Source organism: Phenylobacterium sp. (assembly GCF_030697305.1).
GTDB lineage: Bacteria > Pseudomonadota > Alphaproteobacteria > Caulobacterales > Caulobacteraceae > Phenylobacterium.
This window is the reverse complement of the sequence record NZ_JAUYQL010000027.1, coordinates 1-10,279: the sequence shown is the minus strand read 5'-3', so window position 1 is coordinate 10,279 and position 10,279 is coordinate 1. Positions and strand designations below refer to the sequence as shown.

13 protein-coding genes are annotated in these 10,279 nt (G+C 67.7%); 8 read left to right on the top strand and 5 right to left on the bottom strand.

Translation table 11 applies throughout. The features are described from left to right. The 4 genes from Q8R27_RS03045 to hemE form a co-directional block, all read right to left on the bottom strand. Positions 1 to 256 (bottom strand): Rho termination factor N-terminal domain-containing protein (locus tag Q8R27_RS03045; protein WP_305697625.1); only part of this gene is annotated, 256 nt, incomplete at its 3' end. Positions 257 to 493: 237 nt separating this feature from the next. Continuing rightward, on the bottom strand, positions 494 to 943 hold the full coding sequence (locus tag Q8R27_RS03040) for a CopD family protein (RefSeq protein ID WP_305697624.1): 450 nt from the start codon (positions 941 to 943) through the stop codon (positions 494 to 496). Then, on the bottom strand, positions 940 to 1,974 hold the full coding sequence (gene hemH, locus Q8R27_RS03035; protein WP_371134638.1) for a ferrochelatase: 1,035 nt from the start codon (positions 1,972 to 1,974) through the stop codon (positions 940 to 942). Before hemH ends, Q8R27_RS03040 begins: the two co-directional genes overlap by 4 nt. Next, positions 1,971 to 3,002, bottom strand: a complete 1,032-nt coding sequence (hemE, locus tag Q8R27_RS03030) for a uroporphyrinogen decarboxylase (RefSeq protein WP_305697623.1) — start codon at positions 3,000 to 3,002, stop codon at positions 1,971 to 1,973. Before hemE ends, hemH begins: the two co-directional genes overlap by 4 nt. A 490-nt stretch (positions 3,003 to 3,492) precedes the next feature. Between hemE and Q8R27_RS03025 the strand changes: the two genes are divergently transcribed. From Q8R27_RS03025 to dnaQ, 5 genes are read left to right on the top strand one after another with little or no spacing between them, the layout of a single operon-like run. Next, entirely contained in the window at positions 3,493 to 4,347 is an 855-nt protein-coding gene (locus Q8R27_RS03025) for a pyruvate, water dikinase regulatory protein (protein WP_305595741.1), read from the top strand. Then, positions 4,344 to 4,940 carry a Maf family protein gene (locus Q8R27_RS03020; RefSeq protein WP_305697622.1) on the top strand — a complete coding sequence of 199 codons (597 nt, stop codon included), beginning with the start codon at positions 4,344 to 4,346 and terminating at the stop codon, positions 4,938 to 4,940. Before Q8R27_RS03025 ends, Q8R27_RS03020 begins: the two co-directional genes overlap by 4 nt. Continuing rightward, positions 4,937 to 5,794, top strand: coding sequence for a shikimate dehydrogenase (locus Q8R27_RS03015; protein WP_305697621.1), 858 nt, complete (start codon positions 4,937 to 4,939; stop codon positions 5,792 to 5,794). Before Q8R27_RS03020 ends, Q8R27_RS03015 begins: the two co-directional genes overlap by 4 nt. Beyond that, on the top strand, positions 5,791 to 6,402 hold the full coding sequence (gene coaE / locus Q8R27_RS03010) for a dephospho-CoA kinase (protein ID WP_305697620.1): 612 nt from the start codon (positions 5,791 to 5,793) through the stop codon (positions 6,400 to 6,402). Before Q8R27_RS03015 ends, coaE begins: the two co-directional genes overlap by 4 nt. Before the next feature lie 31 nt (positions 6,403 to 6,433). Beyond that, the gene (gene dnaQ, locus Q8R27_RS03005) at positions 6,434 to 7,138 is read left to right on the top strand and encodes a DNA polymerase III subunit epsilon (RefSeq protein WP_305697619.1); all 705 of its coding nucleotides are present in this window, start codon (positions 6,434 to 6,436) and stop codon (positions 7,136 to 7,138) included. Positions 7,139 to 7,144: 6 nt separating this feature from the next. On the opposite strand, the gene secB is transcribed toward dnaQ, so the two are convergent. Continuing rightward, positions 7,145 to 7,630 (bottom strand): protein-export chaperone SecB, encoded by a 486-nt coding sequence (gene secB, locus Q8R27_RS03000; RefSeq protein WP_305597726.1) that lies wholly within the window; start codon positions 7,628 to 7,630, stop codon positions 7,145 to 7,147. Between the two features lie 196 nt (positions 7,631 to 7,826). Between secB and timA the strand changes: the two genes are divergently transcribed. The 3 genes from timA to Q8R27_RS02985 are packed head-to-tail and all read left to right on the top strand — an operon-like array spanning position 7,827 to position 10,096. Further along, on the top strand, positions 7,827 to 8,438 hold the full coding sequence (gene timA, locus Q8R27_RS02995; protein ID WP_305697626.1) for a TIM44-related membrane protein TimA: 612 nt from the start codon (positions 7,827 to 7,829) through the stop codon (positions 8,436 to 8,438). Beyond that, positions 8,439 to 9,569 carry an MltA domain-containing protein gene (locus Q8R27_RS02990; protein ID WP_305697618.1) on the top strand — a complete coding sequence of 377 codons (1,131 nt, stop codon included), beginning with the start codon at positions 8,439 to 8,441 and terminating at the stop codon, positions 9,567 to 9,569. Then, on the top strand, positions 9,566 to 10,096 hold the full coding sequence (locus tag Q8R27_RS02985) for a Smr/MutS family protein (protein ID WP_305697617.1): 531 nt from the start codon (positions 9,566 to 9,568) through the stop codon (positions 10,094 to 10,096). Before Q8R27_RS02990 ends, Q8R27_RS02985 begins: the two co-directional genes overlap by 4 nt. Positions 10,097 to 10,279: the final 183 nt, after the last annotated feature.

Sequence of the window (10,279 nt, the reverse complement as noted above, 5' to 3'; positions counted from 1 at the left end):
GGATCGCGAACATCATATCCTGCTTGCGCATGGAGTTGGCGTTCTCGATCTCCAGCGTCTCGGCGAAGGAGAGCAGGTCGGCGGGCGACTTGTCCTTCAGCTCCTGCAGCGACATGCGGGTGAGGCCGAGCGCTGCGACCGCGGCGCTGAGTTCAGAGGTCTCGTCGCCGCCATCAGCGCCGGAATCCCCGTCGACCTGACCGTCCTGCGTGTCGTTGGGCAGGTCCAGGACTTCGGTTTGTTCTTCTTCGTTCATTGAATATCTCGTCAAACAGGATGCGACAGCGGGGTCCGAGACGGACTCCGGGCGCTTGAGGAATAGGCGTGGGACGCGTGACGCGTCAGGTCGTTCGTGGGGGCCGGCTGCTGCAGCCAGTGGGCGCGGCGCCGGCGATAAGGCGGGGCGCGGCCAGGGCGCAAACCCTTTCCGCGTATCTCAGCGGAACCACGTCAACATGGGAAGGTCAAGCCGAAATTGCAAACGGTATGGCCGTCAGCGGCTCCCAAACTCCGTTGTCACCGCCAGAACCATGACGATGGCGGCCAGGAACGGCAGTTCGTTGGTCATACGCCAAAAACGGTTTGACCGGGTATTGCGACCCTCGGCGAACATCGCCCGGGCTCTCCCCAGGAAATGGTGCCAGTAGGTGAGAAACAGCACGCCGGCCAGCTTCGCGATCATCCAGGGCTGGGCCAGAAAATCCCAGCCCCGCGACGTGCCGTCGAACCAGATCAGCGCAACGCCAAAGATCCAGGCCGCCACCATCGCCGGGTTCATGATGATCCGGTAGAGCTTGCGCTCCATGGTCTGGAAGGTGACGTCCATCTCCGATCCGGCTTGCGCCTGGGTATGGTAGGCGAACAGCCGCGGCAGATAGAGTAGCCCCGCCATCCAGGCGATCACCGCCAGGATATGCAGGCCCCGCAACAGGTCGTAGGTCATGGGGCCTCCGCCGACGCCGGGCACTTGGGGCAGGAAGAGCAACGCCAGGTTCCGGCCGGGCCAACCGCCTCGCTCCGTCCTTGAGCGACAATCACGGCGTCCCGAAGCCAGTCGATGAACGCGGGCGACACCCCCGGCGTCGGCGCCCGCAGATAAGGTGCACAGCCCGCGGCTTGAGCGAGCGCCGCATATTCATGATCAAGCTCCACCAGCGTTTCAACATGCTCGGAGACGAAGGCGATGGGCGCGATGATCACGCCCTTACCCTCGGCGCCGGCGCGACGGATTTCCTCGTCGGTGGACGGCCCGATCCATTTCAGCGGTCCGACGCGGCTCTGGTAGCAGACGCGCCAGTCCCAATCAGCGGGCAGCAGCGCCGCCACCGCCTGCGCCGTCGCTTCGATCTGAATCTGGTAGGGATCGCCGCCGTCGATCACTTTTTCCGGCAGTCCGTGGGCGGAGAAAAGCAGCCTCAAGCCTTCGGGCTTTCCAGCTTCATGCCAAGTCTTTTCAATGGCTTGCGCATGCGCGGCGGCCAGTCCGGACGCGTCCGGATAGCAGCAGATCGTACGCACTCGGGCCCTTCCCCGATACACGCTCGACCACTCCGTGAGTGATGAGGCCGTCGTAGTGGTGGAGTATTGCGGATAGAGCGGCGCGAGCACGATGTCGTCGGGAGCGAACGCCTCTACCGCCCTCGCCGTCTCCTCGGCGAACGGCGCCCAATAGCGCATGGCGACGAAGGTGCGGACCTCGACCTCGCCCGCGTAGGCTTCGGTCAAGGCAGCCTCGAGCGCCTGGGCCTGGGCTCGCGTGTTCTTCAGCAACGGTGATCCACCGCCCATCAGGGCGTAGTTGGCCCTGGCCGATTTTGCGCGGCGCGACGAGATCAGCGCGGCCAGCGGATAGCGGGCGATCGCCGGGACCGCGATGATCGCCGGGTCCTTGAACAAGTTGTAGAGGAACGGCCGCACATCGCCGGGGCCGTCCGGGCCGCCCAGATTGAACAGCACCACCGCCGTGCGCGTCATCGGCCGGTGACCCGCTCGACCACGCGCTGGATATTGGCCACCGGCGTGTCCGGCAGAACGCCGTGACCCAGATTGAAGATGTAAGGCCCCTGCCCCCATCCCTCCAGCAGGGCGTCTACGCGTGCATCCAGCGTCGGACCGCCGGCTCGCAGCAGCAGGTTGTCGAGCGCGCCCTGGATGGTCTTCCCGCGAGCCTGTAACCGGCGGCCCAGCGCCAGCGGGGCCTGGGTGTCGAGCGCGATGCCCTGAACCGGCGTGCTCTCCCCGTACGATTCCACCAGCGCGCCCGCGCCTCGCGGAAAGCCGATGAACGGTGCGGTGACGCCGGCGGCGCGCACCTGCGCCACGATCGCCTGGTGTGGACGAACGACCACGCGCTCGAACACGTCCTCTGATAGTCCCTCGGCCCAAGACTCGAACAATTTCAACACCTGGGCGCCGGCACGCGCCTGCATAACGAGATAGCGCGCGGTGGCGTCAACCAGAATCCGCAAGAGCCCGTCGAGAATATCAGGGTGCTCGTAGATGAAACTGCGGGCCGCCGAGCGTTCGCTGCCCCGGCCCTCGATCATGTAGGTTGCGACGGTCCACGGCGCCCCGGCAAAGCCGATCAGCGCCCGCTCCGGCTCCAATTCCGCCCGAACCCGTTTCAGGGTCTCGCCGATCGACGCTAGTCGCTCGGTGGAGGCCTCGACCTCGCCCGCTAGAGTTTCGAGCGACGGCAATGGCCCAAGGCGCGGCCCCTCCCCCGCCTCGAACCAGACCTCCTGGCCCAATGCTCGGGGGATCAGCAGGATGTCGGCGAAGACGATCGCCGCATCCAAGGGAAAGCGGCGCATCGGCTGCAGAGTGGCCTCGGCCGCCATCTCGGGATTGTGGCAGAAGGCGATGAAGTCCTTCGCCCGCGTCCGCAGCTCTCGGTACTCCGGCAACGAACGCCCTGCCTGCCGCATCAACCAGATCGGCGGCCGCTTCAGGGTTTCGCCGTCGAGGGCGCGCAACAGCAGAGGGCGAACGGGCTGGTTCATGCCGCCGGTTAAATCGTCTTCGGCCGATCGGCTCAAGCCCGGTGCGCGCCTGCCTTCCTTCCTCCAATTAAGAGTTAGATTCTCTTTGAGGTGAAGTAGCAGGTTGGCCCTGCCCGCTATGGGGACAACTCAGGCGCGCCTGCGACAATGCGAACCTTCTCCCCAAGCTGGCCATACCGCGATCGGGTCTGACCGGTATGGCCTGTGAGTCGCGGGGATGACCACGAAGCTGCTCGTAATGCTTAAGGAATCGTTAACCGCGACCCGGCGCCGATCGGCAAGGTCCAGTCATCCATCCCAAGGCTGTCTAAAACTCCCGGTCGCGCAGGCGCCGGACCGCGGCGCAGGGGATGGAGAGATCGCAAACCGGCCAGGTTATGCAGGCTTTGCGCCCTCGCCGGCGGAGACGCACGATCGAGCCTCCCCTATCCCCAAGCGCTCACAGCTCCGGTAGAAGGGACACACAGAAACCATCCCCAGAAATCGGCAGATGACCCTGACACCGCAGCAACGCCTGGCCACCTACTTCCATGTGCACCTGGTGTCGGACTCCACCGGCGAGACGCTGAACGCCCTAGCTCGCGCGGTCTGCGCCCGGTTCGAGAACGTCCTGCCGATCGAGCACATCTACGCCCTGGTGCGCTCGCCGCGGCAGTTGGACCGTGCGCTCTCCGACATCGAGGAGGCGCCGGGCATGGTGATCCATACGATCGTCGACGATCAGCTGCGCACCGCCTTGGAGGAAGGCTGCCGTCGGCTGGACATGCCGTGCATCGCGGCGCTCGACCCGCTCGTCTCGGCCCTGTCGCGGTATCTGGGCGCATCGATCACCAGCCGAGTGGGCGTGCAGCACGCGCTGGACAACGACTACTTCAACCGCATGGACGCGCTGAACTACGCCATCGGCCATGACGATGGCCAGGGCGGCCAGGACCTGGAGCAGGCTGACGTGGTCCTGGTGGGCGTGTCTCGGACATCGAAGACGCCGACCTGCATCTACCTGGCCCACCGAGGCGTGCGCGCGGCCAACGTGCCGCTGGTGCCGCACAGGCCCCCGCCGGAAAAGCTGTTCGATCTGAAACGAGCGCTGGTGGTCGGCCTGACTGTGTCGCCGGATCGTCTGGTGCAGATCCGCAAGAACCGCCTGCTGAGCCTGAAGGAGACCCGCGAAAGCACCTACACCGACCCGGAGGAGGTTCGCGACGAACTGGTGCGCGCGCGCAGGCTGTTCGAGCGCCAGGGCTGGCCGGTGATCGACGTCACCCGGCGCTCGGTGGAGGAGACCGCCGCCGCCGTTCTTAATCTGATGCATGGCGGCCATGGCCAGGTCGAGGTGTTGGGATGACGTCAGACGTCGTTCTGGCTTCAAAGAGCCAGGCTCGCTCAATGGTGCTGGCCGGCGCGGGGGTGACGTTCGAGACCGCGATCGCCGGCGTGGACGAGGAGGCGGTGAAAGTCGCCCTTCTGGCCGAAGGTCAGGGTCCCCGCGAAATCGCCGATGCGCTCGCCGAACTCAAGGCGGTGAAGGTGTCGCGCAGTCGGCAAGGACTTGTGGTGGGCGCCGACCAGACGCTCGAGTTCGAGGGCGGCCTCTATGACAAGGTCGACACCCTGGCGGCCGCTGGCGAACGCCTTCGTTTGCTGCGGGGAAAGCCGCACCGGCTGCACTCGGCGGTGGTGGTGGCCCAGGATGGCGCGCCGATCTGGCGCGAAATCGTCAGCGCCACCTTGACCATGCGCCCGTTTTCGGACGAATTCCTCAATGAATACCTTGAGTTGGATGGCGCCGAAGCCTTGGGATCGGTGGGCTGCTACCGCCTCGAAGGGCGCGGCGTGCAGTTGTTCAGCCGGATCGAAGGTGACTATTTCACCATATTGGGACTGCCGCTGATGGGACTGCTCGACCTGTTGCGCCGCCACGGCGCGCTCGCCCAATGACGACCGTCACAGCCCGATCGGTGGTCGTTGGCGTCGTCGGTCGCCCGATCAGCCACTCGCTCAGCCCGATCATCCACAATGCCTGGATCGCAGCCGCCGGTATCGAGGCGGTTTACGTGGCGGTGTCGCCGCCGGAAGACGGATTCGCCGCCTTTATCGCGGGCCTGCGCGGCGGCGGCGTGCTGCGCGGGTTGAACGTCACGCTGCCCTTCAAGCCGCAGGCTCTGGCTCTGGCGGACGACACGACCCCACGGGCCAAGGCCGCAGAAGCGGCCAACCTATTGGTGTTCCAGCCGGATGGCGCGATCTGGGCCGACAACACCGACGGCCTGGGACTGCTGTCAGCGTTCGCAAGCCAAGCGCCAGGTTTCGACCCAGCGGCCGGGCCGGTGGCGGTGCTGGGGGCAGGGGGCGGCGCACGGGCTGCGGCCGCGGCGTTCCTGGCGGCCGGGGCGCCGGAGGTGCGGCTGATCAACCGCACGCTGTCCAAGGCCTGGGTGGTCGCCACCCTGCTGGGACCGAAGGCCTCGGCGTTCAAGCTCGACGACGCCGCGGCTGGGTTTGCCGGCGTGAACGCCATCGTCAACGCCAGCTCGGCCGGGTTGCTGGGGGAGGGGTCCGACCTGCCGTTCGACGCCGCGCCATCTACCGCCGTGGTGATGGACATGACCTACAAGCCGCTGCTCACGCCGCTATTGCGCGACGCCCAGGCGGCCGGTCTTCGCACCGTCGACGGCCTGGAGATGCTGATCGGCCAGGCGCGGCCCTCGTTCGAGGCCTTCTTCGGCCGTTCGCCGCCGCCGGAGGTCGATGTCCGATCCCTGGCCCTGGCTGTGCTCGGGGCCGACGCATGAGGGTGATCGGCCTTACCGGATCGATCGGGATGGGCAAGTCGGCGACGCTGGGCATGTTCGCCGACGCCGGCCTGCCAGTCTACGACGCCGACGCCCAAGTTCATGCGCTCTATGCGAGAGGCGGCGAGGCGGTCGCCCTGGTGGAGGCGGCGTTCCCTGGCGTGACCAAGGACGGGGCGGTGGACCGGCAGGCGCTGGGTCCGCGGGTGCTGTCCGACCCGGCGGCCCTGGCGATGCTGGAGGCGATCGTCCATCCGTTGATGGTGGATCGCCGCAAGACCTTCCTGCGCGAGGCGGAGGAGGGCGGCGCCGACCTGGTCGTGCTGGACATCCCTTTGTTGTTCGAGACCGGCGGCGAGAAGGCCGTAGACAGCGTCGTCGTGGTCAGCGCCCCGGCCGATGTGCAGCGACGGCGGGTGTTGGCGCGCCCCGGCATGACGGCCGAGAAATTCGAGGCGATCCTCGCCAAGCAGCTGCCTGATGCGGAGAAGCGCGCCCGCGCCGACTTCGTCGTCGACACCAGCCAGGGTCTGGACGCCGCGCGAGCGCGTGTGGGCGAGATCATTTCGACGCTGCGCGGACAGGCCCGCGACGCCGCGCGCGATTGAAGCGACTCGCGAAACGCGGCATGGAATCGGCATGGCCCGAGAGATCGTCCTCGACACCGAAACCACCGGTTTCGAACCACATCTAGGCCACCGGCTGGTGGAGATCGCCTGCCTGGAGATCGAGGATTTCATTCCGACCGGGCGCTCGTTTCACGCCTACATCGACCCCGAACGCGACATGCCGCCGGACGCCCAGAAGGTGCACGGCCTGTCGGAAGAGTTCCTGCGCGGGAAGCCTAAGTTCGCCGAGGGTGTGGTGGTCGAGGCGTTCCTGGAGTTTGTCGGCGATGCGCCGATCGTCGCCCACAACGCCAGTTTCGACCGCGCCTTCGTCAACCACGAGTTGGGCCTCTGCGCGCGCGACGTGCTGCACGAAACGCGCTGGGTGGACACGCTGGCGCTCGCCCGCATGCGCTTTCCGGGCATGCACAATTCGCTCGATGCGCTGTGCAAGCGCTTCAAGATCTCGCTGTCGGAGCGTGAGAAGCATGGCGCGCTCATCGATGCGCGGCTGCTGGCCAGCGTCTATCTGGAGCTCAAGGGCGGTCGCGAACGTCGACTGGAGCTAACCGCAACGGCCGCCGCGGTGGCGGTCGCCGTGGCCGGCCAGACCACTTATGGCGAGCGGCCCAGGCCCATGGGCATGCGCTCCACGGATGCCGAGCGGGCGATGCACGCGGCCTTCGTGCGCGATGCGATCAAGACCGATGCGTTGTGGTCGCGCTTCGGGCTTTGACGCCCGTCAGGCGTGGCCGATGACTTCCTCGGCCTTGCGCGAAGCGTAGACTGCGGCGAAGTCGATCGGGTCCAGCAGGAAGGGCGGGAAGCCGCCTTCGGACGTCACGTCGGCGATGATCCGCCGGGCGAACGGGAACATGAAGCGCGGGCATTCGGTGAGCAGGACCGCCTCGACGCTCTCCTGCGGCACGCCGTTCAGCGCGAACACGCCGCCGTACAGCAGCTCGACGACGAACAGCGGGCCGTCCTCGCGGTTGGCGCGGGCCGACAGCTTCAGGTCGACCTCGAAGAAACCGTCGTCGCGGCCCCGGGCGTTCATCTCGACGCCGACGTCGATCTGCGGCTGCGGCCCGGTCGAACGGAGCGCATCGGGCGCTCGCGGGTTCTCGAAGGACAGGTCGCGGATGAACTGGGCGAGGATTCGGATGCCCGGCTCTTCGGTGAGCTGGCCGTTTTGGGTTTGGGCTGAGCCAGCGTCGGTGTCGGTCATTTAACTTGATCCGTGCTAAGGGCTGTCGCGGGTTCGGCTTCGCTGCGCCTGCGGAGGCGCTGAAGAGGGGCCCGTCGACTGGGCGGGGCAGCTATCACGCGCACCCTGCTGATGCAATGTCGCCCCTGACGCGGGCGTTCCGCCGTCCTATATTGGGACTTGAGCCCGAAGCGTATGAACTGAGAGCGTTTTGCAGATCCTGGAACTCATCATCTTCGCCGGTTTGGCCGCCATCGTGCTGTACCAGCTCTATTCGGTGCTCGGCCGTCGTGTCGGCCGACAGCCGGAAGACGCATCGACGGCGGAGGCGCGCCCCGGCGCGCCCGAGCGTCCGACCGACCGGCCGGCTGATCCCGCCGACGACGGCGTGGCGCTGAGCGGCCTGGCGGCGATCCGCGCCCGCGACCCCAGCTTTGACATCGACCGTTTCCTGTCGGGTTCCAAGCAGGCCTACGAGATGACCGTGCGGGCCTTCGCCGCGGGCGACCGCGCGACGCTGCGCAATCTCCTGGCGCCCAACGTCATGGCCAGCTTCGAGACCGCCATCGCTCAGCGCGAGAACGAAGGCGGCACCGAAACCGTCGAATTCCTGCACCCGCCTCGCGCCGACCTCGAAAAGGCCGACGTGGAGGGTGACTTCGCGCGCGCCACCGTGCGCTTCCTGGCCGAGTTCCGCAGCCGCACCAAAGGCGCTGAAGGCGAGGCGGTCGACGACCGTCGCACCGCCGAGCTCTGGACGTTCGAGCGCAATCTCAGCAATCGCGATCCCAACTGGATCCTTGTCCACGTCGACGCCGCGGAGGCCTGAGTGCGTTTCGGTCCTGCGGGGGCCGCGGTGGCGGCCCTCATCGTCGCGGCGTGCGCCACCCAACAGCCGGGGCCTAGGCCATCGTCGCCGAACCGCCCGCAGCCGACGCAGCCTGCGCCGGCGCCGGCGCCGCGGCTGGAGCTGTCACATCTTCCAGGATGGCGTAGCGAAGACCACGCCGCGGCGTTCGCGGCGTTCCAATCGACTTGCGGCGCGGCGGTCGACTCCGCCATGGCCGAGGTCTGCCGCCGGGCCCGCGCCCGCGCCGCGTCTGATGATCGCCAGGCGCGCGCTTTCTTCGAAGAGAACTTCCGCGCTGAGGTTTCGACCGGCGAAGGCGTGCTAACCGGCTATTTCGCACCGGAATATCCTGCCCGAACCCGCCCCGACGCTGAGTTCAGCGCCCCGGTGCGCCCAAAGCCCAGCGACCTGGTGGTCTCGACACCGTCGCCGGGACGGTCCGTGGTGTCGCGCAAGGTCGGATCGCGGCTGGAGCCATACCCTGACCGCGCCGCGATCGAGCAGGCGCCGGTGGTGCGTGCGCTCGCCTGGATGCGGCCGGAGGAGTTGTTCTTCCTGCAGATCCAGGGTTCCGGGGTCCTGACCATGGAGGATGGGCGACGGATGAAAGCCGGGGTCGCGGCGACCAACGGCCTGCCGTTCGTGGGCATCGCCAATCCGATGCGCGAGCGCGGACTGCTGGCGGCGAATAACACCTCGGGCGATGCGATCCGCGACTGGCTGGCGGCCCACAAAGGGCCGGAGGCCGACGCGGTGATGCGGTTGAATCCGCGCTATGTGTTCTTCACCTTGGGCCCAGATGACGGCTTGCCGCCGATGGGGTCGGCGCGGGTGCCGCTGCCGGCCGGCTATTCGATCGCGGTGGACGCCTCGCAGCACCGGATGGGCGAGCTGTTCTGGCTGGACGCCGAAGCCCCGACCTTGGCCGGCGCCTTTCCGGCCTACCGTCGCCTGGCGATGGCGCTGGACACGGGCGGCGCGATCAAGGGCGCGGTGCGCGCCGACCTCTATCTGGGGCAGGGGGCCCGCGCCGGCGCAGAGGCAGGCCGCGTGCGCCATACGCTACGCATGTACAAGCTGGCGCCGCGGGTGGGGCCGCAGCCGCGGTGAAACGGCCGCTGAAGCCGGACGAGCAACGCCTGTGGTCGTTGGTGGCGGCGACCATCCATCCGCTCGCCGGCCGGGTTGTTCCCGAGGCGCTGCCCGCGCCGGAAGTGACAATGAAGTCCGCCGCGGCCAAGCCGTCGCCCGCGCTCTCGAAAGGCGCGCAGCCTTTGAAACCGCCGCCGCGGACGGCGCGTGAAGCGCCTGAGTTCATCGAACCGCGCCGCAAGCACCGCATCGCCCGCGAGCGCGACCCGATCGGCGCGCGCATCGACCTCCACGGCATGGATCAGGACCGCGCTCGCGCCGCGCTGGACGGTTTCCTGCGCCGCGCCTGGGACGAGGGGTTCCGCGCGGTGCTGGTGATCACCGGCAAGGGCATGATGGGCGACGGGATCCTGCGTCGACGCACGCCGGAATGGCTGGCCGCGCCGGGACTGCGCGACATCGTCGCCGGCATCGCCGAGGCCCACCGCCGCCACGGCGGGGAGGGGGCGCTCTACGTGGCGCTGAAGCGGAAACCGCGAGGGTAGGGGGCCAGCCCACCATCCCGCTCGCCCCGGCGAATGCCGGGGTCCAGATCCCAAAGCGCAAATGCTGAAGGGATCGGCGTTGAGCCTGTGGAGCCCACGCCGCGTCCTTCCATCTGGGCCCCGGCATTCGCCGGGGTGAGCGGTCGAAGGGGGCCGGCGCGCCTACTTCGCGATGCGTTTGTC

Coding starts and splice junctions, on each gene's coding strand:
- Q8R27_RS03020 (WP_305697622.1), top strand. CDS start 4,344: ATGACGTCAGACGTCGTTCTGGCTTCAAAGAGCCAGGCTCGCTCAATG.
- coaE (WP_305697620.1), top strand. CDS start 5,791: ATGAGGGTGATCGGCCTTACCGGATCGATCGGGATGGGCAAGTCGGCG.
- dnaQ (WP_305697619.1), top strand. CDS start 6,434: ATGGCCCGAGAGATCGTCCTCGACACCGAAACCACCGGTTTCGAACCA.
- Q8R27_RS03040 (WP_305697624.1), bottom strand. CDS start 943: ATGACCTACGACCTGTTGCGGGGCCTGCATATCCTGGCGGTGATCGCC.
- hemE (WP_305697623.1), bottom strand. CDS start 3,002: ATGAACCAGCCCGTTCGCCCTCTGCTGTTGCGCGCCCTCGACGGCGAA.
- secB (WP_305597726.1), bottom strand. CDS start 7,630: ATGACCGACACCGACGCTGGCTCAGCCCAAACCCAAAACGGCCAGCTC.
- hemH (WP_371134638.1), bottom strand. CDS start 1,974: ATGACGCGCACGGCGGTGGTGCTGTTCAATCTGGGCGGCCCGGACGGC.
- Q8R27_RS03015 (WP_305697621.1), top strand. CDS start 4,937: ATGACGACCGTCACAGCCCGATCGGTGGTCGTTGGCGTCGTCGGTCGC.
- Q8R27_RS03025 (WP_305595741.1), top strand. CDS start 3,493: ATGACCCTGACACCGCAGCAACGCCTGGCCACCTACTTCCATGTGCAC.